The organism is Pseudomonas sp. URMO17WK12:I9 (genome assembly GCF_900230165.1).
Classification (GTDB): domain Bacteria; phylum Pseudomonadota; class Gammaproteobacteria; order Pseudomonadales; family Pseudomonadaceae; genus Aquipseudomonas; species Aquipseudomonas fulva.
The window spans coordinates 207132-233805 of record NZ_OCMQ01000002.1; the positions used below are offsets into that span (position 1 = coordinate 207132).

The 26674-nt window shown below is 62.7% G+C and carries 28 protein-coding genes; 15 read left to right on the top strand and 13 right to left on the bottom strand.

Features of this window, described 5'->3' with window-relative positions; translation table 11 throughout:
• Positions 1-56 precede the first annotated feature (56 nt).
• Positions 57-2507, top strand: coding sequence for a penicillin-binding protein 1A (locus tag CRP40_RS05565; RefSeq protein ID WP_027913506.1), 2451 nt, complete (start codon positions 57-59; stop codon positions 2505-2507).
• Between the two features lie 208 nt (positions 2508-2715).
• Here the strand turns inward: CRP40_RS05565 and CRP40_RS05570 are convergent, their stop codons facing one another.
• The 3 genes from CRP40_RS05570 to rpmE form a co-directional block, all read right to left on the bottom strand.
• A complete protein-coding gene (locus CRP40_RS05570; RefSeq protein ID WP_023532374.1) occupies positions 2716-3984 on the bottom strand; it encodes a malic enzyme-like NAD(P)-binding protein in 1269 nt (422 codons plus the stop codon).
• 177 nt (positions 3985-4161) lie between these two features.
• Entirely contained in the window at positions 4162-4983 is an 822-nt protein-coding gene (locus CRP40_RS05575; protein ID WP_027913505.1) for a thermonuclease family protein, read from the bottom strand.
• Complete coding sequence (gene rpmE / locus CRP40_RS05580) at positions 4983-5201, bottom strand: 50S ribosomal protein L31 (protein WP_023532368.1); 219 nt, start codon at positions 5199-5201, stop codon at positions 4983-4985. The genes CRP40_RS05575 and rpmE overlap by 1 nt, the downstream gene beginning before the upstream one ends.
• A gap of 166 nt (positions 5202-5367) precedes the next feature.
• On the opposite strand from rpmE, the gene CRP40_RS05585 reads away from it, so the two are divergent.
• The 3 genes from CRP40_RS05585 to CRP40_RS05595 all read left to right on the top strand — a co-directional run bounded on the left by CRP40_RS05585 (position 5368) and on the right by CRP40_RS05595 (position 10213).
• Positions 5368-7587: a primosomal protein N' gene (locus tag CRP40_RS05585; RefSeq protein WP_027913504.1), complete on the top strand. Its 2220-nt coding sequence runs from the start codon at positions 5368-5370 to the stop codon at positions 7585-7587.
• A 189-nt stretch (positions 7588-7776) separates the two neighbouring features.
• On the top strand, positions 7777-9513 hold the full coding sequence (argS, locus tag CRP40_RS05590) for an arginine--tRNA ligase (protein WP_027913503.1): 1737 nt from the start codon (positions 7777-7779) through the stop codon (positions 9511-9513).
• A 1-nt stretch (position 9514) separates the two neighbouring features.
• A complete protein-coding gene (locus CRP40_RS05595; RefSeq protein WP_023532748.1) occupies positions 9515-10213 on the top strand; it encodes an SPOR domain-containing protein in 699 nt (232 codons plus the stop codon).
• Between the two features lie 56 nt (positions 10214-10269).
• On the opposite strand, the gene CRP40_RS05600 is transcribed toward CRP40_RS05595, so the two are convergent.
• Positions 10270-10689: a TM2 domain-containing protein gene (locus tag CRP40_RS05600; protein WP_023532338.1), complete on the bottom strand. Its 420-nt coding sequence runs from the start codon at positions 10687-10689 to the stop codon at positions 10270-10272.
• Between the two features lie 166 nt (positions 10690-10855).
• On the opposite strand from CRP40_RS05600, the gene CRP40_RS05605 reads away from it, so the two are divergent.
• Positions 10856-11485, top strand: coding sequence for a C40 family peptidase (locus CRP40_RS05605; protein ID WP_027913502.1), 630 nt, complete (start codon positions 10856-10858; stop codon positions 11483-11485).
• Between the two features lie 74 nt (positions 11486-11559).
• Here CRP40_RS05605 and CRP40_RS05610 read toward each other — a convergent pair whose 3' ends face one another.
• Positions 11560-12555, bottom strand: coding sequence for a PilT/PilU family type 4a pilus ATPase (locus CRP40_RS05610; protein WP_027913501.1), 996 nt, complete (start codon positions 12553-12555; stop codon positions 11560-11562).
• Between the two features lie 64 nt (positions 12556-12619).
• On the opposite strand from CRP40_RS05610, the gene CRP40_RS05615 reads away from it, so the two are divergent.
• The 9 genes from CRP40_RS05615 (at position 12620) to CRP40_RS05655 (ending at position 19174) form a co-directional block, all read left to right on the top strand.
• Entirely contained in the window at positions 12620-13306 is a 687-nt protein-coding gene (locus CRP40_RS05615; protein WP_027913500.1) for a YggS family pyridoxal phosphate-dependent enzyme, read from the top strand.
• A 38-nt stretch (positions 13307-13344) separates the two neighbouring features.
• Positions 13345-14163 carry a pyrroline-5-carboxylate reductase gene (gene proC / locus CRP40_RS05620; protein WP_027913499.1) on the top strand — a complete coding sequence of 273 codons (819 nt, stop codon included), beginning with the start codon at positions 13345-13347 and terminating at the stop codon, positions 14161-14163.
• Between the two features lie 10 nt (positions 14164-14173).
• On the top strand, positions 14174-14764 hold the full coding sequence (locus CRP40_RS05625) for a YggT family protein (RefSeq protein ID WP_023532686.1): 591 nt from the start codon (positions 14174-14176) through the stop codon (positions 14762-14764).
• An 88-nt stretch (positions 14765-14852) separates the two neighbouring features.
• Complete coding sequence (locus CRP40_RS05630) at positions 14853-15992, top strand: homoserine O-acetyltransferase (protein WP_027913498.1); 1140 nt, start codon at positions 14853-14855, stop codon at positions 15990-15992.
• Between the two features lie 7 nt (positions 15993-15999).
• Positions 16000-16620 (top strand): methionine biosynthesis protein MetW, encoded by a 621-nt coding sequence (metW, locus tag CRP40_RS05635; RefSeq protein ID WP_023532733.1) that lies wholly within the window; start codon positions 16000-16002, stop codon positions 16618-16620.
• A gap of 18 nt (positions 16621-16638) precedes the next feature.
• Positions 16639-17073, top strand: coding sequence for a DUF4426 domain-containing protein (locus tag CRP40_RS05640; protein WP_027913497.1), 435 nt, complete (start codon positions 16639-16641; stop codon positions 17071-17073).
• Positions 17070-17666, top strand: coding sequence for an RdgB/HAM1 family non-canonical purine NTP pyrophosphatase (rdgB, locus tag CRP40_RS05645; RefSeq protein WP_027913496.1), 597 nt, complete (start codon positions 17070-17072; stop codon positions 17664-17666). Before CRP40_RS05640 ends, rdgB begins: the two co-directional genes overlap by 4 nt.
• Complete coding sequence (hemW, locus tag CRP40_RS05650) at positions 17663-18838, top strand: radical SAM family heme chaperone HemW (protein WP_027913495.1); 1176 nt, start codon at positions 17663-17665, stop codon at positions 18836-18838. Before rdgB ends, hemW begins: the two co-directional genes overlap by 4 nt.
• A gap of 9 nt (positions 18839-18847) precedes the next feature.
• Positions 18848-19174 (top strand): DUF3392 domain-containing protein, encoded by a 327-nt coding sequence (locus CRP40_RS05655; RefSeq protein ID WP_023532330.1) that lies wholly within the window; start codon positions 18848-18850, stop codon positions 19172-19174.
• A 127-nt stretch (positions 19175-19301) separates the two neighbouring features.
• Here CRP40_RS05655 and trmB read toward each other — a convergent pair whose 3' ends face one another.
• From trmB to CRP40_RS05675, 4 genes are all read right to left on the bottom strand, one after another.
• Positions 19302-20024 carry a tRNA (guanosine(46)-N7)-methyltransferase TrmB gene (gene trmB / locus CRP40_RS05660; RefSeq protein ID WP_027913494.1) on the bottom strand — a complete coding sequence of 241 codons (723 nt, stop codon included), beginning with the start codon at positions 20022-20024 and terminating at the stop codon, positions 19302-19304.
• A gap of 9 nt (positions 20025-20033) precedes the next feature.
• On the bottom strand, positions 20034-20828 hold the full coding sequence (locus CRP40_RS05665) for a thiazole synthase (RefSeq protein ID WP_023532295.1): 795 nt from the start codon (positions 20826-20828) through the stop codon (positions 20034-20036).
• A 53-nt stretch (positions 20829-20881) separates the two neighbouring features.
• The gene (gene thiS, locus CRP40_RS05670) at positions 20882-21082 is read right to left on the bottom strand and encodes a sulfur carrier protein ThiS (RefSeq protein ID WP_027913493.1); all 201 of its coding nucleotides are present in this window, start codon (positions 21080-21082) and stop codon (positions 20882-20884) included.
• Positions 21083-21184: 102 nt separating this feature from the next.
• Complete coding sequence (locus CRP40_RS05675; RefSeq protein WP_027913492.1) at positions 21185-21556, bottom strand: DUF423 domain-containing protein; 372 nt, start codon at positions 21554-21556, stop codon at positions 21185-21187.
• A 63-nt stretch (positions 21557-21619) separates the two neighbouring features.
• Here CRP40_RS05675 and mtgA point away from each other — a divergent pair, with 63 nt between their 5' ends.
• Positions 21620-22330, top strand: a complete 711-nt coding sequence (gene mtgA / locus CRP40_RS05680; protein ID WP_027913491.1) for a monofunctional biosynthetic peptidoglycan transglycosylase — start codon at positions 21620-21622, stop codon at positions 22328-22330.
• A gap of 81 nt (positions 22331-22411) precedes the next feature.
• Here the strand turns inward: mtgA and rpoH are convergent, their stop codons facing one another.
• The 4 genes from rpoH to ftsY all read right to left on the bottom strand — a co-directional run bounded on the left by rpoH (position 22412) and on the right by ftsY (position 26577).
• A complete protein-coding gene (gene rpoH / locus CRP40_RS05685) occupies positions 22412-23266 on the bottom strand; it encodes an RNA polymerase sigma factor RpoH (protein ID WP_023532728.1) in 855 nt (284 codons plus the stop codon).
• A gap of 112 nt (positions 23267-23378) precedes the next feature.
• Complete coding sequence (ftsX, locus tag CRP40_RS05690; protein ID WP_027913490.1) at positions 23379-24407, bottom strand: permease-like cell division protein FtsX; 1029 nt, start codon at positions 24405-24407, stop codon at positions 23379-23381.
• A complete protein-coding gene (ftsE, locus tag CRP40_RS05695) occupies positions 24404-25075 on the bottom strand; it encodes a cell division ATP-binding protein FtsE (protein ID WP_023532835.1) in 672 nt (223 codons plus the stop codon). Before ftsE ends, ftsX begins: the two co-directional genes overlap by 4 nt.
• Before the next feature lie 2 nt (positions 25076-25077).
• Positions 25078-26577, bottom strand: a complete 1500-nt coding sequence (gene ftsY, locus CRP40_RS05700) for a signal recognition particle-docking protein FtsY (RefSeq protein WP_027913489.1) — start codon at positions 26575-26577, stop codon at positions 25078-25080.
• Between the last annotated feature and the right edge of the window lie 97 nt (positions 26578-26674).

Below are 26674 nucleotides of genomic sequence, written 5' to 3' on the forward strand. Positions count from 1 at the left end.
TTTCCGGCCCGCCGGGCCTGCGTGCAACCCATTCACAACCTGGACACCGAAAAGCCTTGATACGTCTGCTTAAGTTCTTCTGGTGGTCTTCCGTCGCAGCCATCTGCGCGCTCGTACTCGGTGTGAGCGGCGCGTTTCTGTATCTTAGCCCCAACCTGCCTTCGGTCGATTCGCTCAGAAGCATCCAGTTGCAGATCCCCCTCAAGGTGTTCAGCAGCGACGGCAAGCTGATCGCGGAATTTGGCGAAATGCGCCGCTCCCCGATCCGCTTCTCGGAGATTCCGCCACAGTTCATTCAGGCACTTCTGTCGGCCGAGGACGACAATTTCCTCAACCACTATGGCGTCGACCCCAGCAGCCTGATGCGCGCGGCCACACAGCTGGTCAAGACCGGACACATCCAGACCGGCGGCAGCACCATCACCATGCAGGTGGCGAAGAACTTCTTCCTGACCAGCGAACGCAGTTTCTCGCGTAAGACCAACGAGATCCTGCTGGCACTGCAGATCGAGCGCGAGCTGACCAAGGACGAAATTCTCGAGCTGTACGTGAACAAGATCTACCTGGGCAACCGTGCGTACGGCATCGATGCCGCCGCCCAGGTTTACTATGGCAAGTCGATCCGTGACGTGAGCCTGGCGCAGATGGCGATGATCGCGGGCCTGCCCAAGGCGCCGTCACGCTTCAACCCGCTGGCCAACCCGGTCCGCGCCAAGGAGCGCCGTGACTGGATCCTGGGCCGCATGTACAAGCTCGGCAAGATCGACGAGGCAAGCTACCAGGCCGCCCTGGCCGAGCCGCTGAACGCCCGCTATCACGTGCCCACTCCTGAGGTGAATGCGCCCTTCGTCGCCGAAATGGCCCGTGCCGAAATGGTCGGCCGCTACGGCAGCGACGCCTACACCGAAGGCTTGCGCGTGACCACCACCGTGCCTAGCGACACCCAGGAAATCGCCAACAAGGCGGTCCTCAAAGGGTTGACCGACTACGACCAACGCCATGGCTACCGCGGTCCCGAAGCACGCTTCCCAGGGCGTACCGTCGCGGCCTGGACTCACGAACTGGCCAGGCAGCGCACACTGGGGGGGCTGGAACCAGCCATCGTTACCCGCGTCGAGAAGACCGGCCTTCAGGTGTTGACCCGCAATGGCAAGGAACAAACCGTAGCCTGGGACACGATGAAGTGGGCGCGTCCGTTCATCAACACCAATGCCCAAGGCCGTGCGCCCCAGTCGCCGGCAGACGTTGCCCAAGTCGGCGACCTGGTGCGCCTGCAGCGGCTGGATGACGGGTCGTTCAAATTCAGCCAGGTGCCCAGCGCCCAGAGCGCGCTCGTCACCCTGGACCCTACCAGCGGCGCCATCCGCGCACTGGTCGGCGGTTTCTCGTTCGAGCAGAGCAACTATAACCGTGCCATGCAGGCCAAGCGCCAGCCCGGTTCGAGTTTCAAGCCTTTCATCTACAGCGCAGCGCTCGACAGCGGCTACACCGCCTCCAGCCTGGTCAACGACGCACCCATCGTGTTCGTCGACGAATCGGTGGACAAGGTCTGGCGCCCCAAGAACGATACCAATACGTTCCTCGGCCCGATTCGCATGCGCGAAGCCCTGTACAAGTCGCGCAACCTGGTTTCGATCCGGCTGCTGCAGGCCATGGGCATCGACCGCACCATCGACTACATCGCCAAGTTCGGTTTCAACAAGCAGGACCTGCCACGCAACCTGTCGCTGGCACTAGGCACCGCCACACTGACGCCGATGGAGATCGCCACCGGCTGGAGTACGTTCGCCAATGGCGGCTACAAGATCTCGCCGTACCTGATCGACCGTATCGAGAGCCGCAATGGCGAGACGCTGTTCACGGCCAATCCGCCGCGCGTTCCTCAAGGTTCGGAAGACAATGCCGGGCTGGCCGCTCCCGAGCAGCCCATCAGCACTGGGCAAGTGCCGGGTGAGCCCTCCACTTCGCTCGATCAGGCGCCCGCACCACAAGCCCCGGCAGTGGCCGAGCGCATCATCGACGGCCGTACCACCTATATCCTCACCAGCATGCTGCAGGACGTCATCAAGCGCGGTACGGGCCGCCGAGCGCTGGCACTGGGGCGCACCGACCTAGCGGGCAAAACCGGTACCACCAACGAATCCAAGGATGCCTGGTTCTCGGGCTACAACGCCGATTACGTGACCACGGTGTGGGTTGGTTTCGATCAGCCCGAAACCCTGGGTCGTCGGGAATACGGTGGCACTGCCGCACTGCCGATCTGGATGGGCTTCATGGGCCCGGCCCTCCAAGGCCGGCCTGAGCACCCGCCCGCGCAGCCTGAAGGCATCCTGAGCCTGCGGGTCGATCCCGTCAGTGGCCGTGCTGCCTCGGCAAGCACGCCCAATGCCTATTTCGAGCTGTTCAAGGCAGAGGACTCGCCACCGTCGGTGGACGAACTGGGTAACGGGACTGCACCAGGTAGCCCGCTTCCAGCCGATGAAGCAACGCCAATGGATCTCTTCTGATACCTGACCGGTACCCTGACAGGGCTGCAAGGCGGCCCTGGCATTACGGCTCGATGCCGGCGAATTCCCGCTGCCCCTTTGTTCTACAGCCATGAAAAAACCCGGCAGTCATGGCCTGATACTGTCTTGACATCGTTGAGGCCGCTTCGCGGCCCTACGTAAACAGCATCAGGCCACGACGGCCGGGTTTGTTGGTGCAGAACGACGATCAGCCGTTGAACACGTCATCAACGTTCTTGAGCGGGTAATGCTTCGGGTACGGCAGCGTAGCGACGCCCGACTCGATAGCAGCCTTGGCCACGGCGTCGGAGACGACAGTGATCAGGCGTGCATCCAGCGGCTTGGGAATGATGTACTCACGACCGAATTCCAGGCCGTCCACGCCGTAGGCTTCGCATACTTCCTTGGGAACCGGCTGCTTGGCCAGGTCTTTCAGCGCGATGGCAGCGGCGATTTTCATTTCTTCGTTGATACGCTTGGCTCGAACGTCCAGCGCGCCGCGGAAGATGAACGGGAAGCCCAGCACGTTGTTGACCTGGTTCGGATAGTCGGAACGACCCGTCGCCATGATCACGTCGTCGCGCGTGGCGTGGGCCAACTCAGGGGCGATCTCAGGATCGGGGTTCGAGCAGGCAAACACGATCGGGTTGGCGGCCATCGACTTCAAGCCTTCAGCGCTCAACAGGTTTGGACCGGACAGGCCCACGAACACGTCAGCGCCTTCAAGGGCATCGGCCAGCGTACGCTTGTCGGTGGCGTGCGCGAACTGCGCCTTGTACTGGTTCAGGTCGTCACGGCCAGCGTGGATGACGCCGCTGCGGTCGATCATGAAGATGTTCTCGACCTTCGCACCCATGCTGACCAGCAGCTTCATGCAGGAAATGGCCGCTGCACCTGCGCCCAGGCAGACGATCTTGGCGTCTTCGAGGGTTTTGCCGGCGATTTCCAAGGCGTTGATCATACCGGCGGCCGTTACGATGGCGGTGCCGTGCTGGTCATCGTGGAAGACCGGAATGTCGCACTGCTCGATCAGGGTGCGTTCGATCTCGAAGCACTCTGGCGCCTTGATGTCTTCGAGGTTGATGCCACCGAAGGTGATCGAAATACGGCGCACGGTATCGATGAAGGCCTGCGGGCTCTCGGACTCGACTTCGATGTCGAACACGTCGATACCGGCGAAACGCTTGAACAGAACACCCTTGCCTTCCATGACAGGCTTGGACGCCAGCGGACCCAGATCGCCAAGACCGAGAATGGCAGTACCATCGGAAATCACTGCAACCAGGTTGCCTTTGCCGGTGTACTTGTAGGCCAGCTCCGGATCACGACCGATCTCGCGCACAGGCTCTGCCACACCTGGGCTGTAGGCCAGGGCGAGGTCACGGGCGGTGGCGGTGGGCTTGGAGAGCTCGACGCTCAGTTTCCCTGGGCGAGGGTGAGCGTGATATTCGAGAGCGGCGGTTTTCAGGTCTGACATGTTGGGCATTCCGCTATTGGCTGTTCTGACGGACCGCCGAGGATACGCAAAGAGTCCAGCAGTCACAAGACTGGCCGGTCACTCGTGTCAAGGCCTCTAGCCTAAGACTTTATGCTACAACCCACGGGGCATGCAGGCTTCAGTGTGTACAATCTGGTGTAGAAATGTCTACATCTTTTATCTTTGCAGGCGGTCGAGCATGCTGACGTCTGTAAGGGTCATCTGCCAGCGTCGCTGACCCGGCGTGTAGGGCACTTTACGTGAATGGCTGCGAATCCAACCCCTGGCCTCGACCTTTTGCCCTTTGAGGTTATCGAAGAAACCCGCGGGCAATGCACGGCGCAGACGAGCGGGTATGTGCAGCGTCATGGCGCTGTCGAGGGTCAATCGAACCCCCGTACGACTGCGTTCGATGGCGGTGACGCGGCCTGACACCAGCGCAAAACCTGGTTTACGCACGGCATGGGCAGGCATCACCGGTGAGCGTTTCCACACACCGACAGCCGCCCGGCGCGCGACTGACTCGGCGCGCTGCTGGCAACCGCTCAGCTCAGTATTGGGTCCAATGGCAATACGGTATGCAAGCCCTTCGCTGAGCAGCTGCGCCTCAAGATTATGCCCTTCACGGCTGTACAAGTGGGCCAGGCTGCGACCGTACCGATCTTTGCCCTCCTTGCCGCGTACCAAGCCAACGCGCCCGTCACTGGCTTTGATCAATGCTTGCAGGCGTTTGCGGGCAGCCTGGGCAAGAGGCTCATCCGCTTGTCCCTTGCGGCCGATTTCGGGGGCATTGATCCCGATCAGACGCACACTGCGGCCATCGACCAAGCGCACGGTGTCACCATCGACCACATGCCGTACGGCCACCCATTGAGCACGTGACGGCGCCGGGCAGAAAGCCTGCGCCTGGGATACCCCACAAGCGAGCATAAAAAAAGCGCCCACAAGGGGCGCTTTTTTCTGCAACGCTGCGAAACCCGAAGGGTTCGCCATGCGCATCAGCCTTTCTTGGCACCGAACATGCCAAAGCGATCGGCGAACTTCTGTACGCGGCCGCCGGTGTCCAGGACTTTCTGCTTACCGGTGTAGAAAGGGTGGCACAGGTTGCAAACGTCGATCGACAGGGTATCGCCCAGGGTCGAACGGGTTTCGAATTTGTTGCCGCAGCTGCAGGTGACAGCAACTGCTTCGTAGTTCGGATGGATATCAGCTTTCATGGTCACTTCCTCGAGCTGCGTGCCGCCATCCAACACCAATTGTTGAATACCGCACGTAATTAGGCGGCAAATAATACCAGAGCATGGCGCCAGCGCAAGTTGTCGCTTGTACCGACCGTCGTCTGCTAGGCTCGCCAGTTCTGAAACGCCCCCCGAGACCATTAGCGTGCCCGACGTCATCCTGCGCCTTGCCCTGCCCTCCCCGCTGCGCCGCCTGTTCGACTACAAGGCGCCGGTCGGCATGGCGAACCAGACATGGGTGCCAGGCATGCGCCTGCGCGTACCGTTCGGGCGGCGCGAGATGATCGGTGTTCTGGTAGAAGTGTGTGCCGAAAGCGAGGTGCCGGCTGACAAACTCAAGCCAGCCAGCGCCCTGCTCGACCCGGTATCGCCCATTCCGGCGTCGCTGTTCAAGCTGTGCCTATGGACCGCCCAGTACTATCAGCACAGCCTGGGCGACACCTTGAGCTGGGCGCTTCCTACCCTGCTGCGTCAGGGTGAACCTGCCGAGATGCGCCAGGAACGTTTCTGGCATGCAGCGCCGGGCGCTCGCCTTGAAGACCCACGCATCGCACGCGCCCCTCGCCAGCGTGATGCGCTCAAGACCCTGGCTCAGCACCCACATGGGGTGGCCCACAGCGTGCTGTCGAAGCTCAACCTCAACAAGGACAGCCTTGATCTGCTGCTGGCCAAAGAGCTGGTGTGCGTGGAAATACGCCGCCAACGCCCGGCAGAACGGCGTGAGCACTGGCTGGCGCAGTCGGAGTTGCCACTGAACGAAGAACAGCGTGATGCCTTCGATGCCGTGCTCAGCGGCTTCGGGCAGTTTGGCGCTTTTCTGCTGGCGGGCGTCACAGGAAGCGGCAAGACCGAGGTTTACCTGCAACTGATCCGCGAAACGCTCGAGGCAGGCAAGCAGGCCCTGGTACTGATCCCGGAGATCAACCTGGGGCCACAGACACTGGCGCGTTTCGAGCAGCGCTTCAACGCCCGCATTGCCCTCGTGCACTCGAACGTCAGCGACCGTGAGCGCCTCGATGCCTGGTTGGCTGCGCGTGACGGCGAGGCAGACATCATCATCGGCACCCGCTCGGCGTTGTTCACGCCAATGAAGAACCCAGGCCTGATCATCATCGACGAGGAACACGACGGCTCCTATAAACAGCAGGAGGGCTTGCGCTACCACGGCAGGGATCTGGCGCTGGTGCGCGCGCACCAGGAGAACGTGCCGATCGTGCTTGGCTCGGCCACCCCGTCCCTGGAAACCCTGCACAACGCAGTGAGCGGCCGCTACCGCCTGCTGCACATGACCCAACGCGCAGGCGGTGCACGCGCACCACGCATGTTGCGCCTGGACGTGAAAAGCCTGCCGCTGGACAGCGGCATCAGCGGCCCCTTGCAGCAGGCCATTGGCCAGACCCTGGAGGCGGGACAACAGGTACTGGTGTTCCTCAATCGCCGTGGCTTCGCCCCAACCCTGCTGTGCCACGATTGCGGCTGGCTGTCCGAATGCCCGCGGTGCGATGCGCGCATGACGGTTCACCAGCGCTCCGGCGTGCTGCGTTGCCACCACTGCGGCTACGACGAGCGGCTGCCGCATCACTGCCCTCAATGCAAGCACGTGGACCTGCGCCCTGTCGGGGCCGGCACCGAGCGCGCCGAAGAGCGCCTGAAGGTGTTGTTCCCGGACTATCCCGTGCTGCGCGTGGACCGCGACAGCACTTCGCGCAAGGACGCGATGCACCAACTGTTCACAACCATTCAGCGCGGCCAGCCAAGCCTGCTGGTCGGCACGCAGATGCTCGCCAAAGGGCACCACTTCCCCCGGGTGACGCTGGTTGCCATTCTCGATGCCGATGGCGGTCTGTTTTCCGGTGACTTCCGCGCCAGTGAACGCATGGCCCAGCTGATCGTGCAGGTCGCAGGCCGTGCAGGACGGGCGGAAGAACCCGGCAAGGTCATCATCCAGACGCACCTGGCTGACCACCCTCTGCTGGTTCAACTGACCGAGCAGGGCTATTTTGCCTTTGCCAAGCAGGCGCTCGACGAACGCCGCGCCGCCGGTTTGCCGCCTTTTTCGCACTTGGCCCTGTTGCGCGCCGAAGCGCACAAGCCGGGGCAGGCCGAGGCGTTTCTGGATGAAGCCTGCACGGCGGCCGAGCGCCTGATGGCGCAGCAGCACCTGCCCGGCATCGAGCTGCTTGGCCCGGTACCCGCCCCCATGGAGCGCCGAGCCGGGCGTTTTCGCGCTCAGTTGCTACTGCAGGCCAGCACCCGCGCGCCCTTGCACCGCCTCATCAGCGCCTGGCTGCTGGTGCTGGAGCAACTGCCGAGCGGGCGCCAGGTGCGCTGGTCGGTAGACGTCGACCCGGTGGATCTTTACTGAGGGCACGTTTCAAGCGCCAAGCCGCGAACGGCAAGGCTGCGGGCGGGCCCAACGGCGGTTTTCAGACGGCTCCATGCCTCGGCACATGCCTGCCAAGGTTGGCAACGCGCGCCCAGCCACGGATAATGCTCAGTTTTTCCACCAGCGCATCCAGGCGCCCGCCGCGCTTGCGGTCGAAAAGAGATTCCTATGAAAGACACCATTCGCCAGCTGATCCAGCAAGCCCTCACCCAACTCGTCAACGACGGTGTGTTGCCTGACGGGCTGTCGCCGGCGATCCAGGTGGAAAACGCCAGGGACAAGACCCACGGCGATTTCGCCAGCAACATTGCCATGATGCTGGCCAAGCCGGCCGGCATGAAGCCACGTGACCTGGCCGAAAAACTGATCCAGGCCCTGCCGGCCAGCGCCGACATCAGCAAGGTCGAGATCGCAGGTCCGGGCTTTCTGAACTTCTTCCAGAACACCGCCGCGTTGGCGGCCCGCCTGGACGCAGCGCTTGACGATCCCCGGCTTGGCGCGCGCAAGGCTGGCCCAGCGCAGACAGTGGTGGTCGACCTGTCGGCGCCCAACCTGGCCAAGGAAATGCACGTCGGCCACCTGCGCTCGACCATCATCGGCGACAGCGTGGCGCGGGTGCTCGAGTTCCTGGGGGATCAAGTGATCCGCCAGAACCATGTAGGCGACTGGGGTACCCAGTTCGGCATGCTGCTGGCCTACCTTGAAGAGAACCCGATCACCAGCGACGAACTCTCCGACCTGGAAAACTTCTACCGTGCGGCCAAGAAGCGCTTCGACGAATCCGAAGCCTTCGCCACGCGCGCGCGGGGGCTGGTGGTCAAGCTGCAGGCGGGCGACCCGGACTGCCTGGCCTTGTGGACACGGTTCAAGGACATCTCGCTGTCGCACTGCCAGAAGACCTACGAACTGCTCAACGTCAAGCTGACCATGGCCGACGTGATGGGCGAAAGCGCCTACAACGATGACCTGGCCAATGTCGTTGCCGAACTCAAGGCCAAAGGCCTGCTGGTCGAAGACCAGGGTGCTCAGTGCGTGTTCCTGGAAGAATTCAAGAACAGCGAGGGCGAACCGCTCCCCGTGATCGTGCAGAAGGCCGATGGTGGCTACCTGTACGCAACCACGGACCTTGCCGCGGTGCGCTACCGCAGCAACGTACTCAAGGCAGATCGCGCCCTGTATTTCGTCGACCAACGCCAGGCGCTGCACTTCAACCAGGTGTTCGAGGTCGCTCGCCGCGCCGGCTTCCTGGGCCACCCCATGCAGATGGAGCACATGGGCTTCGGCACCATGAACGGCGCCGACGGTCGCCCGTTCAAGACGCGTGACGGCGGCACGGTCAAGTTGATCGACCTGCTCAACGAAGCCAAGGACCGTGCGTATGCGCTGGTGAAGGAAAAAAACCCAGGCCTGCCCGAAGAGGACCTGCGTCGCATCGGCGAGGTGGTGGGCATTGGTGCGGTGAAATATGCCGACCTGTCCAAGCACCGTACCAGCGACTACAGCTTCAACTTCGAGCTGATGCTCAACTTCGAAGGCAACACTGCCCCCTACCTGCTTTACGCCTACACCCGCGTGGCCGGTGTGTTCCGCAAGCTGGGCAAGGGCTTTGACGAAGTCGAAGGCACTATCGTGCTGCAAGCGCCTCATGAGCAGGACCTGGCCGCGCGCCTGGCCCAGTTTGGAGAAATTCTCAATAACGTAGCCGACAAGGGTACGCCGCACGTCTTGTGCAGCTACCTGTACGACCTGGCAGGCCTGTTCTCCAGCTTCTACGAAAATTGCCCGATCCTGGCTGCCGAGACGCCCGAGCAGCAACAAAGCCGCCTGCGTCTGGCAGCCCTGACCGGGCGCACCCTCAAGCAAGGTCTGCAACTGCTCGGCCTGGAAACCCTGGAGCGCATGTAAGGTGGCTGCCAAGAAGAAACCTGCTCCCAAACGTGGCGCCAGTCGCCAGACGGCGCCCGCCAAGCAGCCCATGCCCGGCTGGGTATGGCTTGCAGTCGGCCTGACCATCGGTGCGTTCATCGTGTTCCTGATGAAGCTCGAACCCGGTGGCGGCGATATCAAGCGCACCAAGCCCGAGCAGCAGAAAACCGAAAAGACGGTCGAAGCCGGGAAGTCGACCCAGGCCACACCGCAACAGCCGGTAAAGCCCAAGTACGATTTCTACACCTTGCTGCCGGAGTCGGAAGTCATCGTGCCGCCTGAGGCCGTGCCCGAGAAAACGCCACCTGTGCCAGCCCAGCCCGTCACCCCAGTGACCCCGGCAGAGGCCGCCAAGATCGACACCGCACGCGCCCAGGCTGCATTGCTGGGCCAGACGCCACCGCCTGCCCCTCCGGTGATCAAGCCGGCGGCAACCACGCAGTTCTTCCTGCAGGCAGGCTCATTCCGCAAGCAGGCCGATGCGGACAAGGTGCGCGCGCAGATCATCCTGCTGGGGCAGAGCGTGAAAGTGGAGTCCGGTACGGTGAAGGACGAAACCTGGTACCGGGTACTGGTCGGGCCGTTCAGCAACCGCGAGCAGTTGACCGTGGCCCAGAAGCAACTGGCAGGCGCAGGCTTCAGTAACCTGCTGCTGCAACAGCGTCAGACCCGCCAATAGCCTTGGTGCAGCGCGGTTGGCGCGGCCTGTCCAGGCCGCGCCAGAGGGTCTGACGGTCAGCGCTGGCCGGCATTGCGCTCGGACACCTGCCCGTTCAATGTCCAGAAGTCGTACAAGACGCCCACCAGGAACAACCCGCCCGTGCAGAAATAGATGATGGCGGTGATCCACTTGCCTTGGTAAAGGCGGTGCAGGCCGAAGATGCCCAGGAACGTCAGCAGTATCCAGGCGATGTTGTAGTCGATTCGGCCAGAGTGGAAACGCAGATCGGCTTCGCGGTCCATGGCCGGGATCAGGAACAGGTCGATGAGCCAGCCAATGCCCAGCAGCCCGAAGGTGAAGAACCAGATTGTCCCGGTGATGGGCTTGCCGTAGTAGAAACGGTGCGAGCCGGTGAAGCCGAAGATCCACAGCAAATAGCCGATCACCTTGCTGTGGGTGTCATGGAAGGGCGCGCCCTGTTGATAAGTGTTCATGCATGGCCCTCGTGGGTTGCTGATTAAATTTTCTAAAAAAAGTTGTGACTTTTTCCGCCAAGGCCGACGGATGGTAAGCGAGAATCGACCAACGGATCAGAATTTGAACAAAAAGCTGTTATAAAGTTGCGCGCCCAACACACAACTATTCATAAGAGCTTCATCTATGCCGCCTTTGATCAAGACATGGCTGACCCTCTGCCTACTATTGCCCCTGGCCGCCCACGCCACCAACCGTGAGCAACGTCTTCCCAACGGCTTTACCGGCTACACCACCAACGCTTCGGTAAAGCGCACGCCCATCAAGCAGACCACCCTGCACGCCCGTCCTGGCAACGCTGCCAGCACCACGCGTGGCAAGACGGTGGCAGCCGCGTCGAGCAAGCAAAGCAGCGCTGTGCTCGACCGTGCCGTCAACATGCTCGGCACCCCTTATGTTTGGGGCGGCACCAGCCCGAAAAAAGGGTTCGATTGCAGCGGCCTGGTTCGCTACGCCTTCAACGACGTGGCCGAGGTCAACCTGCCTCGCACCTCCAGCGCCATGGCCAGCGGTCACGGCACCAAGGTCGCCAAGGGCGACCTCAAGCCAGGCGACCTGATCTTCTTCAACATCAAGAGCCGCCGCGTCAACCATGTTGCCATCTACCTGGGCAATGACCGCTTCATTCATGCGCCGCGTCGCGGCAAGCGGGTGAGCATCGATAACCTGAGCAAGCCCTACTGGCAGAAACACTACGTGGTCGCCAAACGTGTACTGCCCAAGGAAAAGCAACAGCTAAGCCTGGCCAAGCGCTAATCGAACCTCATCCCAATCTCGTGCGCCGCCGCTCACTTGCCCACCTTGGGTAATGGGCGGCGGCACGGGTTGCATCACTCGGCGAGCAGCCCGCCCGCTTGAAGTTGCTTCATGGCCCCGGCCAGGGTTTGCATGCCCTCTGCCGCGCCGGTCTGCATCACCGAATGAAGCTGGGCCATGCGCCCTTCGCGGATCAGGTTGCGGGCCGCATCGTTCACCACCAGCACTTCTCGCGCCGCTACCCTGCCCCCGCCCCGCCGGCCGACCAGCACTTGCGCCACAACCACTCGCAGCGAGTCCGCCAGCATCGCGCGCACCCAAGGCTTTTCCTGCGCTGGGAATACCTCCACCACCCGGTCGACACTGTTCACCGCTGACCGTGTATGAACGGTTGCCAGTACCAGATGACCCGTTTCGGCGGCACGCAGTGCAAGACGAATGGTCTCCAGGTCCCTCAACTCGCCCAGCACGATCACGTCGGGGTCCTGGCGCAATGCGCTGCGCAGGCCTTGAGCAAAGCTGCAGCAATCGCGGCCGATTTCGCGCTGGTTGACCACACCTTGATGGCTGGCATGGACGACCTCGATCGGATCCTCGAGGGTGACGATGTGCAGCGCACGCTCGCGGCCCATCTGATCGAGCAGGGCTGCCAATGTGCTCGTCTTGCCACTGCCCGTCGGCCCGCCTATGAGGACCAGACCGTCACGGTATCGGCCAGTGGTTCGGACGATCTCGCCCAGGCCAAGCGCCTCAGCGCAGGCGATGCGTGCGGGGATCAAGCGGACAGTGAGCGCGGGGCCGTTCATCTGCCTGAACAGGTTCACGCGAAACCGCCCGAGCGCGGGCAGCTCCAGTGCCACGTCCAGGTCGTGACCGGCAGCCCACTGTCGATACGGGTCGGCATCGAGCAACGATTCCATGCTTCGCATCAATTCATCCGGCGTTGCCATCGGTACCGGCAGGCGTTGCAGCACGCCATGCACGCGCATCGCCGGTGCCTGACCTGCAGCCAGGTGCATGTCACTGGCACCTGCCTTCAAGGCAAGCGCCAGCAGGTCTGTCACCTCCATGAGACTCCCCATCTGCCTTCAACCAGGTAAAATGCGGCGAACCTTCAGTTGCCGGCGTCGATCTATGTCCACCCTAGCAGACAACCTTTCCTCGATTCGCGACCGCATCACGCGGGGCGCCCAGGCTGCCGGGCGTGATCCCGCCGACGTCCGGCTGCTGGCTGTCAGCAAAACCAAGCCGGCCGCCGCCATACGCGAACTCCATGCCGCGGGCGTGCATGATTTCGGGGAAAACTACCTACAAGAGGCGCTGACGAAACAACAGCAACTCATCGACCTGCCTCTGACCTGGCACTTCATTGGCCCAATTCAGTCGAACAAGACCAAGGCCATTGCCGAGCATTTCGACTGGGTGCACTCCGTGGATCGCCTGAAAATCGCCCAACGCCTTTCAGAACAGCGCCCAGCTGGCCTGGCGCCGCTTAACATCTGCCTGCAGGTGAACGTCAGCGGTGAAGCCAGCAAGGCCGGTTGCGCACCCGCGCAACTGCCCGCCCTGGTGACGGCCGTGGCTGCCCTGCCTAACCTGCGTTTGCGGGGGCTGATGGCAATCCCCGAACCTACCGATGATCGCAACGACCAGGAAGCCGCCTTCGCCCAGTTGCGTCAGCTACAGGACGCGCTAGGGCTGGGCCTGGACACCCTGTCCATGGGCATGAGCCATGACCTGGAAGCTGCAATTGCTCAAGGCGCGACCTGGGTCCGTATCGGCACCGCCCTGTTTGGTGCCCGCGACTACGGCAACGCTTGATGACATGCTTAACTCACTTTTCCTAACAAGGACCTGACATGAGCAAGACACGTATTGCCTTTATCGGCGCCGGCAACATGGCCGCAAGCCTGATCGGTGGTCTGCGTGCCCAGGGCGTGGAGGCGTCGCACATCCGCGCCAGCGACCCCGGTGCCGAAACCCGTACCCGCCTTCAGGCCGAACAGGGCATCGAAACCTTCGAGCACAACGCACAGGCCATCGAAGGCGCCGATGTGATCGTGCTGGCGGTCAAGCCGCAGGTGATGAAGACCGTGTGCCAGGCCTTGCGCGCCGACCTGAAGGACGGCCAGCTGATCGTGTCCATCGCTGCAGGTATCACCTGCGCCAGCCTGCAGAGCTGGGTGGGCAGCCGCCCAGTGGTGCGTTGCATGCCGAACACGCCGTCGCTGCTGCGCCAGGGTGTCAGTGGCCTGTACGCCACAGCCGAAGTCACGGCCGAGCAGCGCCAGCAGGCCGAGCAACTGTTGTCGGCGGTAGGGACGGCGCTCTGGCTCGAACAGGAACAACAACTGGATGCAGTGACCGCCGTCTCCGGTAGCGGCCCTGCGTATTTCTTCCTGCTGATCGAGGCCATGACGGCGGCTGGCGAAAAACTCGGCCTGCCCCGTGAGACCGCCACCGAGTTGACCTTGCACACGGCGCTGGGCGCCGCCCGCATGGCGGTTGCCAGCGATGTGGATGCCGCCGAATTGCGCCGCCGCGTGACCTCACCTGCCGGCACCACCGAAGCCGCCATCAAATCGTTCCAGGCCAGTGGCTTCGAGGCCATCGTGGAGCAGGCGCTGCGGGCTGCAGCCACGCGCTCTGCAGAGCTGGCCGAGCAACTGGGCAAATAAGGAGTTTCAGATGAATGCACTGTCCGGCGCCGCGATCTTCGTGGTGCAAACCCTGGTCAGCCTGTACCTGGTGATCGTCCTGCTGCGCTTTGTGCTGCAACTGGTCAAGGCCAACTTCTACAACCCGCTCAGCCAGTTCACGGTGCGCGCGACCCAGCCGCTGCTCAAGCCGATCCGCCGAATCGTACCCAGCATCGCCGGGCTGGATACCTCGTCGCTGCTGTTGGCCGTGGTCATACAGGCCCTGCTGATGGGGTTCGTGCTGATGGTGACCTACGGTACCTTCGGTGATGTGCTGCACCTGCTGTTGTGGGCCATCATCGGTATCACCTCGCTGTTCCTGAAAATCTTCTGGGTGGCCATGATCGTCATGGTGATCGTTTCCTGGATAGCGCCCAACAGCCACAACCCGGCGGCCGAGCTTGCGTATCAGATCAGCGAGCCGGTGCTGGCGCCGTTCCGCCGTATCGTGCCGAACCTTGGGGGCTTGGATATTTCGCCGATCTTCGCGTTCCTGGCCATCCAGGTCATCCAGTCGTTCGTCATGCCGCCATTGGCCGCCTACGCTGGCATGCCGCAAGAGCTGTGGCGGATGATCTGACCCGACAGCACCCCGGCGACAAGCCTTCGCTTGCCGCTGGGGGTGGTGCTCTTTAGACTTACGCCTCCGTCAAGCGTGAGCAGGGTCGATGTCCACTGTCTTTCCCGAAGATTCCGTCGGTCTGGTCATACCCCAGACCGCCCGGTTCGACGAGCCGCTGGCTCTGGCCTGCGGCCGTTCACTGAACCGCTATGAGCTGGTCTACGAGACCTATGGCACGCTGAACGCCAGCGCGAGCAATGCGGTACTGATTTGCCATGCCCTGTCAGGGCATCACCATGCCGCGGGTTACCACGCTACCACTGACCGCAAGCCGGGTTGGTGGGACAGCTGCATCGGCCCAGGCAAGCCCATCGACACCAATCGCTTCTTCGTGGTCAGCCTGAACAACCTGGGTGGCTGCAATGGCAGCACCGGGCCGAGCAGCATCAACCCGGCCACTGGCAAGGCCTATGGCGCCGACTTCCCGATCCTGACCGTCGAAGACTGGGTTCACAGCCAGGTCCGCCTGGCAGAGCGCCTGGGCATCGCGCAGTGGGCAGCCGTGGTGGGTGGTAGCTTGGGCGGCATGCAGGCGCTGCAGTGGACCATCAGCTACCCCGAACGCGTGCGCCATTGTGTCGATATCGCCTCGGCGCCCAAGCTGTCCGCGCAGAACATCGCATTCAACGAGGTGGCGCGCCAGGCCATTCTCACCGACCCCGAGTTCCATGGCGGCTCGTTCCAGGACCAGGGCGTCATTCCCAAGCGGGGCCTGATGCTGGCACGCATGGTCGGGCATATCACCTACCTGTCGGATGACTCGATGGGTGAGAAATTCGGCCGCGAGCTCAAGAGTGACAAGCTCAACTACGACTTCCACAGCGTGGAATTCCAGGTCGAAAGCTACCTGCGCTATCAAGGCGAAGAATTCTCCGGGCGCTTCGATGCCAACACGTACCTGCTGATGACCAAGGCCCTGGACTACTTCGACCCGGCTGCGGCTCACAACGGCGATCTGGCCGCGACCCTGGCCCACGTCAAGGCCAGCTACTGCATCATGTCGTTCACTACCGACTGGCGCTTCTCGCCGGCCCGTTCGCGGGAAATCGTCGATGCCCTGATGGCGGCGCGCAAGGACGTCTGCTACCTGGAAATCGACTCGCCCTACGGCCACGATGCCTTCCTGATTCCCACGCCTCGCTACATGCAGGGTTTCTCGAACTACATGAACCGCATTGCCATCTGAGGACAGCATGAGAGCCGATCTGGAAATCATCCACGACTGGATTCCCGCCGGCAGCCGGGTACTGGACCTGGGCTGTGGTACCGGCGAGCTGCTGGCTTCGCTGCGCGACCGCAAGCAGGTCACCGGCTACGGCCTGGAGATCGACGGGGACAACATCGCCGCCTGCGTGGCCAAGGGCGTGAACGTCATCGAGCAGGACCTGGACAAAGGCCTGGGCAATTTCGCCAGCGACAGTTTCGACGTGGTGATCATGACCCAGGCCTTGCAGGCGGTGGAGTACCCCGACCGCATCCTGGACGAAATGCTGCGCGTCGGTCGCCAGTGCATCATCACCTTCCCCAACTTCGGTCACTGGCGCTGCCGGTGGTACCTCGCGACCAAAGGCCGCATGCCCGTCTCGGACTTCATGCCGTACACCTGGTACAACACCCCCAACATCCACTTCTGCACCTTCGCCGATTTCGAAGAGCTGGTTCACGAGCGCAAGGCCAAGGTGCTGGACCGGCTGGCGGTGGACCATATGCACCGCAACGGCCTGGGCGGCCGGCTGTGGCCCAACCTGCTTGGCGAAATCGGTATCTACCGCGTCAGCAGCCCCGGCCTGCAGGCACATCAAGTCGCGGTCTGACCCAGGAGAATCTGCGCCATGCGTCGCCTTGCCCTGCTTTTGATCGGCCTGTGTCTGGCGTTGCCAGTACTGGCAGCCGATACTGCACGCGCTGCTCGCAAAGAAGTATTTGGCGATATCACGGTGCACTACGGCGCGTTCACCTCGAGCATGCTCACCCCGCAGGTCGCAGCGGCCACGGGGCTGGTCCGCAGCCGTCACCAGGGCGTGCTGAGCCTTACCGTACTCAGAGACGGCAAGCCGATTACGGCCGTGGTCAGCGGCGCGGTCAAGGACCTGACCGGGCGCAAGCAGCCCCTGGCCTTCAAGCAGGTGACCGACCACGGCACCGCGTCGTACGTCGCCCAATTCACGATCGAACAACCTGAGACCGTCGTCTTCGAGCTAGGCGTCCAAGCCGGTGGTGTCAGTCACTCCTTCAGCTTCAACCAGGACGTTTTCCCAGGCGAATGATGAATTTCCAGCAACTCGTATTGGCCAGCCATAACGCCGGCAAACTCAAGGAACTGCAGGCGATGCTCGGTCAATCCGTGCAATTGCGATCGATCGGCGAATTCAGCCAGGTCGAGCCGGAAGAAACCGGTCTGTCGTTCGTCGAGAACGCCATCTTGAAGGCCCGCAATGCCGCGCGTATTTCCGGGCTCCCCGCCTTGGCGGACGATTCTGGTCTGGCCGTGGACTGCCTGGGCGGTGCACCGGGCATCTACTCGGCGCGTTATGCCGATGGCCAGGGCGATGCCGCCAACAACGCCAAGTTGCTCGACGCGCTGAAGAACGTGCCGCAGGCCGAGCGCACTGCGCAGTTCGTCTGCGTCTTGGCGCTGGTGCGTCACGCCGATGATCCGCTGCCAATCCTGTGCGAAGGCCTGTGGCAGGGCAGCATCCTGTTCAAGGCGAGCGGCGAACATGGTTTTGGTTACGACCCGCTGTTCTGGGTGCCAGAACGTGATTGCTCAAGCGCCGACCTGACCCCGGCTGACAAGAACCAGATCAGCCACCGTGCCCGCGCCATGGCGCTGCTGCGTCAACGTCTGGGCCTGGCATGACCCTGACGTCGCCGCTCATCCAGGCACCCGGCATCAGCCAGCTGCCGCCGTTGGCGTTGTACATCCATATCCCGTGGTGCGTGCGCAAATGCCCCTACTGCGACTTCAATTCCCATGCCGCCGGGCCTGAACTGCCCGAAACGGCCTACGTGGCGGCGCTGCTGACCGACCTTGATCAGGAACTGGCCGCAGTCCAGGGCCGCGTCATCACCTCGATCTTCTTCGGTGGTGGCACACCCAGCCTGTTCAGCGCCGATGCCCTGGGCCGGTTGCTGCGCGGCGTCGAGCAACGCATCCCGTTCGCTTCGGACATCGAGATCACCCTGGAAGCCAACCCGGGAACGTTCGAACAGGACAAGTTCAAGGCCTATCGCCAGACCGGCATCAACCGCCTGTCCATTGGCGTGCAGAGTTTCCAACCGGCCAAGCTGCAAGCACTGGGCCGCATCCACAACGGCGAGGAAGCGATCCGCGCCGCTGGCATGGCAAGGGCCGCAGGCTTCGACAACTTCAACATGGACCTGATGCACGGCTTGCCCGACCAAACGATGGACGACGCCCTGGGCGATCTGCGTCAGGCAATTGAGCTTGGGCCCACGCACCTGTCCTGGTATCAGCTGACGGTAGAACCCAACACCGTATTCTGGAACCAGCCGCCCGAGCTGCCCGAGGACGATATCCTCTGGGACATTCAGGAGGCCGGCCAGGGCCTGATGGCGGCCAACGGGTTTGGCCAGTACGAGGTGTCTGCCTACGCCCAGCCCGAGCGCGCTGCTCGCCACAACCTCAACTACTGGCGCTTCGGGGACTTCATCGGTATCGGTGCCGGCGCCCATGGCAAGCTCACCTACGCCGACGGGCGCATCGTACGCACCTGGAAAACCCGGTTGCCCAAGGACTACCTGAACCTGGCCAAGCCGTTCAAGGCCGGCGAAAAACAGTTGCCCGATGACGAATTGCCCTTCGAGTTCCTGATGAACGCGCTGCGCCTGACCCAGGGTGTGGAAGCGCAGCTGTTCACCGAGCGCACGGGATTGCCGCTCGCACGGCTGGCCCAAGCCCGTCGCCTTGCAGAACAAAGAGGGCTTTTGCAGGTCGAACCGGATCGACTGGTGGCAACGCCCAGGGGCCAACTGTTCCTCAATGACTTGCTGCAGTATTTCTTGACCTAAGGATGACCCATGGATTTGGTACTCGACCTGCTCGCGACGATTTCCCGCTGGAGCCGCAGCAACTTGTCGGAAATTTCTCTGGCGTTGGTAGGCTGTCTGCTGGTGCTGTTCGGGACGGACATCAAGGCCTGGGCTGAACAGCGCCTGGGAGGGCTGACAGGGGCCCTGCGGGTACCGCTGATGGCATTGCTGGTGATGATCGGCAGCGGCGCGGCCTTGATCTACGCCACACCTTGGGTCCTGAAGGGGCTGAGCCAGTTCAACAACTACGCGTTGGCGCCTGTGCTGCTGGTGGTCTTGGCGCTGATCGGTGTGGTAGCGGATCGTCGCGGCTGAAGCTGTAGCAGTCCAGGCGCCTTATGCGCAATGCTTCAGCGTAAGGCCGCCTAGCGGCTCAGCAACCAAAAAAACCGCCCTTTCGAGGCGGTTTTTTGTCTATCAGCACAGCGTACGGTTCATCGCCTCACGCGGTCTTTTCGAATTTCAGGTCCCACACACCATGGCCCAAGCGCTCGCCGCGGCGTTCGAACTTGGTGATCGGCCGCTCGCTTGGGCGCGGCACGTAGGTACCGTCCGCTGCCTGGTTACGATAGCCAGGGGCTGCATTCAACACTTCCAGCATGTACTCGGCATAGGGTTCCCAGTCCGTGGCCATGTGGAACACGCCGCCTGGCTTGAGCTTGCGCCGGACCAACTCGGCGAACTCCAGCTGGACGATGCGACGCTTGTGGTGACGCGCCTTGTGCCAAGGGTCGGGGAAGAACAGCATCAGGCGGTCGAGGCTGTCGTCGGCCACGCAACGATTCAACACTTCGATGGCATCGCAGTCATATACCCGCAGGTTGGTCAGCCCTTGGGTGAGCACGCCGTTGAGCAGTGCTCCTACGCCTGGGCGATGGACCTCGACACCGATGAAGTCCTGCTCAGGTGCAGCGGCCGCCATTTCCAACAGGGAGTGACCCATGCCGAAGCCGATTTCCAGCGTGCGCGGTGCCGAGCGGCCGAAGACCTGGTCATAGTCGACCGGGCTGTCCGCCAGCGGCAGGACGTACAGCGGCCCACCCTGGTCCAGGCCGCGCTGCTGGCCTTCGGTCATGCGCCCGGCACGCATCACGAAGCTCTTGATGCGGCGGTGCGGGCGGGCGTCGCCGTCGGCGGCGTTCGGCAGATCTTGTGAATCAGTCATCAGGGGCTCTTACTTGATCAGACCATCCAGCGGCGAAGAGGCGCTGGCATAGAGTTTCTTGGGCATGCGACCGGCCAGGTATGCCATGCGACCCGCCACGATGGCGTGCTTCATGGCCTCGGCCATCAGTACCGGTTGCTGGGCGTGGGCGATGGCCGAGTTCATCAGTACCGCCTCGCAGCCCATTTCCATGGCGATGGTGGCGTCGGAGGCAGTGCCTACGCCAGCATCCACCAGTACCGGTACCTTGGATTCTTCGAGGATGATCTGCAGGTTGTAAGGATTGCAGATGCCAAGCCCCGTACCGATCAGGCCAGCCAGGGGCATGACGGCGATACAGCCGGCTTCGGCCAGCTGGCGGGCGATGATCGGGTCGTCGCTGGTGTAGACCATCACGTCGAAGCCATCCTTGACGAGCACTTCGGCGGCCTTGAGGGTTTCGATCACGTTGGGGAACAGGGTTTTCTGGTCGGCCAGCACCTCCAGCTTGACCAGGTTGTGCCCATCGAGCAGCTCCCGGGCCAGACGGCAGGTGCGCACCGCCTCGACGGCGTCATAGCAGCCGGCAGTATTGGGCAGAATGGTGTAGCGGTCCGGCGGCAGTACGTCCAGCAGGTTCGGCTCGCCCGGGTTCTGACCAATGTTCGTGCGGCGCACCGCGACAGTCACGATCTCGGCACCCGAGGCCTCGATGGCCTGGCGGGTTTGCTCCATGTCACGGTACTTGCCGGTGCCTACCAGCAGGCGCGACTGGAAGGTGCGCCCGGCCAGGGTGAAGGGCTTGTCGCTGCGAACGTTGCTCATCGTTGTTCCTCGGGAAAAGGTTGCTGGGCCTGCGGTTGGGTTGCCGACAGCGGTCAGCCGCCACCGATGGCGTGCACCACTTCGACCTGGTCGCCATCTCTCAGCGCGGTGGTGTCATGCTGACTGCGCGGCACGATGTCCTGATTCAGCTCAACCGCCACGCGGCGGCCAGCCAGCTCAAGGCGTGCTAGTAGCCCAGCGACGCTTTCGCCAGCAGGCAATTCGTAGGGTTCACCGTTCAGTTGGATACGCATGCTCACGGCCACCATTGTTCTTTGGGGCCCGCATTCTAGCGCCGAAAGGCCGCGCAACCCAAGGCCACCGCACGCCATTAGTCGTTAATGTGGACTGGGCGGTCAGCCCAGTCGCCATGCGGCGAGCCCTAGGCAGAGCCACCCTGCCAGGAAGCACAGGCCGCCGATGGGCGTGATCATGCCCAGCTTGCTGATGCCCGTCAGTGTCAGCAGGTACAGGCTGCCGGAGAACAGCACGATACCCAGCACGAACAGATAACCGGCCCAACCCACCAGCCGGCCAGGCAGATGGACCGCCAGCAATGCCACGCCAAACAGCGCCAGCGCGTGAACCAGTTGGTAGGTGACTCCGGTGTGGAAAATAGCCAGGTAGTCAGCGCTGAGTCGATTTTTCAGGCCGTGGGCTGCAAAGGCGCCCAGGGCCACGCCGGTAAAACCGAAAAAAGCGGCAAGCATCAGGAAGCTGCGAAGCATGGGACGACTCCTCGAATCGGGTCTGTATAATGGCCCTTCCCCAACGTCCGGCCAAGCCACCCTATGCTGCGAAACCTTCTCCGACGTCTTCTGCGCGCTCTGCTCTGGTTTGCCGCCGTGAGTATCGTGCTGGTCCTGGTGTTTCGCTGGGTACCTCCGCCCGGCACGGCGTTGATGCTCGAGCGTAAGGTGCAATCGTGGGTAAGCGGCGAACCGATTGACCTGCAGCGCGAATGGGTGAGTTGGGACCATATCTCCGATGACCTCAAGGTGGCTGTCATTGCCGGTGAAGACCAGAAATTCGCCAGCCACTGGGGCTTCGACATACCCGCCATCCAGGCAGCCCTGGCCTTCAACGAGCGTGGCGGTAACGTGCGCGGCGCCAGCACCCTGACCCAACAGGTGGCCAAGAACCTGTTCCTGTGGCCAGGGCGTAGCTGGCTGCGCAAGGGTCTGGAAGCATGGTTCACTGGCTTGATGGAACTGTTCTGGACCAAGCAGCGCATTCTCGAGGTCTACCTCAACAGTGCCGAGTGGGGCCAAGGGGTATTCGGTGCCCAGGCAGCCGCTCGCTATCACTTTGGCGTGGAAGCCAGTCAACTCAGCCGGCAGCAAGCCGCACAACTGGCCGCCGTGCTGCCCAGCCCCCTCAAGTGGAATGCTGGCAAGCCAAGCACCTACGTGGCCAGCCGCGCGAGCTGGATTCGCCGCCAGATGAGCCAGCTGGGCGGGCCCAGCTACCTGATGCAACTGGACACATCACGCAGGCCCTGAGCCTGTCACCGCATACAGAGCAGGCATGAAAAAGCCGCTGTCCCCTTGCAGGGCAGCGGCTTTTTGTCGAACAGAGAACGATCAGGCAGCGATCAAGGCCTTGACCTTGTTCATCGCGTTCTTCTCCAGCTGGCGAATACGCTCGGCCGACACGCTGTATTTCTCGGCCAGCTCATGCAGGGTGGCTTTCTCTTCGGCCAACCAGCGCTGGTACAGAATATCCCGGCTACGGTCATCCAGGCCCTGCAGGGCTTCATGAAGGTTGCTGGTGGAGTTGTCGCTCCAGTCTGCGTCTTCAAGTTGTACCGCCGGGTCGTAACGGTGGTCTTCCAGGTAATGCGCTGGCGACTGGAAGGCACTGTCGTCGTCGGCTTCGGCCGCCGGATCGAACGCCATGTCGTGACCGCTCAGACGGCTTTCCATCTCGCGTACTTCACGAGGCTCGACCCCCAGGCTTTCGGCAACCCGATGCACTTCGTCGTTGTTCAACCAGGCCAGACGCTTTTTCTGGCTGCGCAGGTTGAAGAACAGCTTGCGCTGGGCCTTGGTGGTCGCCACCTTGACGATGCGCCAGTTGCGCAGGATGAACTCGTGGATTTCGGCCTTGATCCAGTGCACGGCGAACGACACCAGGCGCACGCCCATTTCCGGGTTGAATCGCTTGACGGCCTTCATCAGGCCGACGTTGCCTTCCTGGATCAGGTCGGCCTGGGCCAGCCCATAACCGGCATAGCTGCGGGCGATGTGCACGACGAACCGCAGGTGGGCCATTACCATTTGCCGAGCAGCTTCGAGGTCCTGCTCGTAATAGAGACGCTCAGCCAGATCCCGCTCCTGCTCGACAGTCAGCAGCGGGATGCTGTTGACCGTATGCACGTAGGACTCCAGGTTTGCACCGGGTACCAGGGCATACGCAGGTTGCAACGATGTGGTCATTAAAGAACCTCCGACTTACTGAACTCGCGCTTTTCAGGCGCTGCCTACATAGACCTGGGGCCCAGGTACAAGTTCCAACGGGCGCGCCCAGGCCAATGCTGGCAAATAAAAACTATCGCGGCGCCAGCTCGTTCAAGTGGCGGGCGACTGCAATCCATGCACCGATATACCCCAACAGCACCGCTCCGATCAAGAGCGAAAGACCATCGGAGGCCGGTACGCCACCCAAGGCAAAATCGCTGCCATACAGACCAGAAAGGCTCACCACGGCCTCGTTCAGCCACCCTAGGCCAAACGCCAGGATAGCCCAGGCCAACAGGCCCGCACCCAGGCCGTACAAGGCCCCCATGTACAGGAAAGGCCGGCGTACGTAGGCATCGGTGCCCCCCACCAGCTTGATCACCTCGATCTCGACACGGCGGTTCTCGATATGTAGACGAATTGTGTTACCAATTACTAAGAGCAGCGCGGAAATCAGCATGACGGCCAGCCCGAATACGAACCGGTCCCCAAGCTTGAGGATGGCCGCCAGTCGCTCGACCCATACCAGGTCCAGCTGCGCCACATCGACGCGCGGCAACTCGGACAGGCGCTGACGCAGCGCTTCCAGAGCCGGCTTGTCGACTTCGGTCGGGGTCACCACGACCACGCCGGGCAGTGGGTTGTCGGGCAACTCTCGCAGCGCCTCGCCGAGGCCCGATTGCTGCTGGAACTCCTGCAGTGCCTGCTCGCGACTCACATACTGCGCCTCTGCTACGCCCGGCATGCCCTTGATTTCATCGCGCAACGCCTCGCCGTCACGACTGTTGGCATCGAGCTTGAGGTACAGGGAGATTTGCGCGGCGCGCTGCCAGGACCCGCCCAATTGCTCGACGTTCTTGAGCAGCAATGACAGCCCCATGGGCATGCTCAGCGCCACGGCCATCACCATGCAGGTGAAGAAGCTGCCAATGGGTTGCTTGCCCAGTCGCCGCAAGCTGTCCGCCAGGCTGGCGCGATGGCTTTCAAGCCAGGCGTGCATAAGGGTACGCAGGTCCGGGCCGTCATCGTCGGCGCCTGCACCACGCTTCTTGGCAGGCTGGGGGTCGGCAGGCTTGGGCGCGACGCGCTCGGAAACTTTTGGTGAACGTGTGGTGCTCATTGTCCGGCCTCCCCGTCGCCGATCAAACGGCCGCGCTGCAAGGTCAACATGCGGTGACGCATGCGCGCGATCAGGGCCAGGTCGTGGCTGGCGATCAAGACCGTTGTGCCCAGTCGGTTGATGTCTTCGAAAACACCCATGATCTCTGCGGCCAGGCGCGGGTCGAGGTTGCCGGTTGGCTCGTCGGCCAGCAGCAAGGCTGGCTGGTGCACGATGGCGCGGGCGATACCCACGCGCTGCTGTTGGCCGGTCGACAAGTCGGCAGGGTACAACTCACCTTTGTCGACCAGAGACACCCGCTCCAGCGCCGAGTCCACGCGCTTGGCGATCTCGGCCTTGGACAAGCCCAGTATCTGCAGGGGCAAGGCAATGTTGTTGAAGACCGTGCGGTCGAACAGCAACTGGTGGTTCTGGAACACCACGCCTATCTGGCGGCGCAGGAACGGGATCTGCGAATTGCTGATCTGACCCAGGTCCTGCCCGGCCAGCATCAGTTTGCCGCTGGTAGGACGCTCCATGGCCAGCAGCAGGCGCAGCAGCGTACTTTTACCTGCACCCGAATGCCCGGTGACGAACAGGAATTCGCCCCGACGCGCCCGGAAACTCAGCTCGTGCAGCCCCACATGGCCGTTGGGGTAGCGCTTGGCAACCTGTTCGAATCGAATCATGGTCAGTCTCGCTCGGCGAACAGGGCCTTGACGAACGGCTCGGCTTCAAAGGTGCGCAGGTCATCGATCCCCTCACCGACACCGATGAACCGGATAGGCAGCTTGAATTGCTTGGCCAGGGCGAAGATGACACCACCCTTGGCGGTACCGTCGAGCTTGGTGAGCGCAAGGCCGGTCAGCTCCACGCTCTGGTGGAAATACTTGGCCTGGCTGATGGCGTTCTGGCCGGTACCGGCGTCGAGCACCAGCAGCACTTCGTGCGGCGCATCGGGATCGAGCTTGCCGATGACGCGGCGGACCTTCTTCAGCTCCTCCATCAGGTTGTCCTTGGTGTGCAGGCGCCCGGCAGTGTCGGCGATCAGCACATCCACGCCCCTGGCCTTGGCTGCCTGCACCGCGTCGAAGATCACCGAGGCGGAATCGGCGCCGGTGTGCTGCGCGATCACCGGGATGCGGTTACGCTCACCCCACACCTGCAACTGCTCGACCGCTGCGGCCCGGAAGGTATCGCCTGCAGCCAGCATCACTTTCTTGCCTTCCATCTGCAGCTTCTTGGCCAGCTTGCCGATGGTGGTGGTCTTGCCGGCGCCATTGACGCCTACCACCAGGATCACATAAGGCTTGTTCTGCGCCGCCACGACCATCGGCTGCTCGACAGGCCTGAGCAACGCGGCCAGCTCTTCCTGCAAGGACTTGTACAGCGCGTCGGCGTCGGCCAGCTGCTTGCGGGCCACCTTCTGCGTCAGGTTCTGAACGATGGTGGACGTGGCCTCCACGCCGACGTCAGCGGTCAGCAGGCGGGTCTCGATCTCGTCGAGCAAATCGTCATCGATGACTTTCTTGCCCAGGAACAGGCTGGCCATGCCTTCGCCAATGCTGGCGCTGGTCTTGGACAACCCCTGCTTGAGGCGGGCGAAAAAGCCTGCTTTCACAGGCTCGGATTGAGCGGCTTCGACGGACGGGGCAGCCTCGGTCTCGATGTGCAAATCGACCTTGGCCGGCTCTGCAACGGGCTGGACTGCCGGCGCAGGCGCCGGGCGATCCGGAATCACTGGTGGCGCCTTGGCTTGCAGATCGGGCACCAGCGCCACGGGTTCTTCTGCAACCGGCAGCACCAGGTTGCTCACGGGGGCAGGAACTTCCACTTCAGGCACAGCAGCAGGCGTTGGTGCAGGTGCAGGTGCAGGCACGTGCGGTGCAGGGTCGGCGACCGGCGCGGGTGCCACGGGCACAGCGACCTCGGGCAAGGGCGCAGGCGTCACCTGAACTGGGGGTGTCGGCTCCGCAGTCGGCGCTACGGCCGGGGCAGCTTGCTCGGGCAGCGGTGCAGGCCCATCCGTTTGATCGGGTGTCGCTGGCGCGGGCGCTTGGACAGCAGGGGATTTTTCCGTCGGCACGTCCGCTTGCGCAGGTGGCTGCGGCTTCTTGCGGAACCAGCCGAACAGGCCTTTCTTCTCGCCAGCCTCGGCCGGCGCTTTTTTGTCGTCGTTGGAACCAAACATGGAAGACGGCTATCTCAGGGTAGCGATGGCCCGCTAGGGCGCATCAGGAATTCTTTCTACGCAGAACAGACTATCTAGAAGCCGGCTGGTTCATGCG

Coding starts and splice junctions, on each gene's coding strand:
- CRP40_RS05570 (WP_023532374.1), bottom strand. CDS start 3,984: ATGTCAGACCTGAAAACCGCCGCTCTCGAATATCACGCTCACCCTCGC.
- CRP40_RS05575 (WP_027913505.1), bottom strand. CDS start 4,983: ATGCGCATGGCGAACCCTTCGGGTTTCGCAGCGTTGCAGAAAAAAGCG.
- rpmE (WP_023532368.1), bottom strand. CDS start 5,201: ATGAAAGCTGATATCCATCCGAACTACGAAGCAGTTGCTGTCACCTGC.
- argS (WP_027913503.1), top strand. CDS start 7,777: ATGAAAGACACCATTCGCCAGCTGATCCAGCAAGCCCTCACCCAACTC.
- CRP40_RS05600 (WP_023532338.1), bottom strand. CDS start 10,689: ATGAACACTTATCAACAGGGCGCGCCCTTCCATGACACCCACAGCAAG.
- CRP40_RS05605 (WP_027913502.1), top strand. CDS start 10,856: ATGCCGCCTTTGATCAAGACATGGCTGACCCTCTGCCTACTATTGCCC.
- CRP40_RS05610 (WP_027913501.1), bottom strand. CDS start 12,555: ATGGAGGTGACAGACCTGCTGGCGCTTGCCTTGAAGGCAGGTGCCAGT.
- CRP40_RS05615 (WP_027913500.1), top strand. CDS start 12,620: ATGTCCACCCTAGCAGACAACCTTTCCTCGATTCGCGACCGCATCACG.
- proC (WP_027913499.1), top strand. CDS start 13,345: ATGAGCAAGACACGTATTGCCTTTATCGGCGCCGGCAACATGGCCGCA.
- CRP40_RS05625 (WP_023532686.1), top strand. CDS start 14,174: ATGAATGCACTGTCCGGCGCCGCGATCTTCGTGGTGCAAACCCTGGTC.
- CRP40_RS05630 (WP_027913498.1), top strand. CDS start 14,853: ATGTCCACTGTCTTTCCCGAAGATTCCGTCGGTCTGGTCATACCCCAG.
- metW (WP_023532733.1), top strand. CDS start 16,000: ATGAGAGCCGATCTGGAAATCATCCACGACTGGATTCCCGCCGGCAGC.
- CRP40_RS05640 (WP_027913497.1), top strand. CDS start 16,639: ATGCGTCGCCTTGCCCTGCTTTTGATCGGCCTGTGTCTGGCGTTGCCA.
- rdgB (WP_027913496.1), top strand. CDS start 17,070: ATGATGAATTTCCAGCAACTCGTATTGGCCAGCCATAACGCCGGCAAA.
- hemW (WP_027913495.1), top strand. CDS start 17,663: ATGACCCTGACGTCGCCGCTCATCCAGGCACCCGGCATCAGCCAGCTG.
- CRP40_RS05655 (WP_023532330.1), top strand. CDS start 18,848: ATGGATTTGGTACTCGACCTGCTCGCGACGATTTCCCGCTGGAGCCGC.
- trmB (WP_027913494.1), bottom strand. CDS start 20,024: ATGACTGATTCACAAGATCTGCCGAACGCCGCCGACGGCGACGCCCGC.
- CRP40_RS05665 (WP_023532295.1), bottom strand. CDS start 20,828: ATGAGCAACGTTCGCAGCGACAAGCCCTTCACCCTGGCCGGGCGCACC.
- thiS (WP_027913493.1), bottom strand. CDS start 21,082: ATGCGTATCCAACTGAACGGTGAACCCTACGAATTGCCTGCTGGCGAA.
- CRP40_RS05675 (WP_027913492.1), bottom strand. CDS start 21,556: ATGCTTCGCAGCTTCCTGATGCTTGCCGCTTTTTTCGGTTTTACCGGC.
- mtgA (WP_027913491.1), top strand. CDS start 21,620: ATGCTGCGAAACCTTCTCCGACGTCTTCTGCGCGCTCTGCTCTGGTTT.
- rpoH (WP_023532728.1), bottom strand. CDS start 23,266: ATGACCACATCGTTGCAACCTGCGTATGCCCTGGTACCCGGTGCAAAC.
- ftsX (WP_027913490.1), bottom strand. CDS start 24,407: ATGAGCACCACACGTTCACCAAAAGTTTCCGAGCGCGTCGCGCCCAAG.
- ftsE (WP_023532835.1), bottom strand. CDS start 25,075: ATGATTCGATTCGAACAGGTTGCCAAGCGCTACCCCAACGGCCATGTG.
- ftsY (WP_027913489.1), bottom strand. CDS start 26,577: ATGTTTGGTTCCAACGACGACAAAAAAGCGCCGGCCGAGGCTGGCGAG.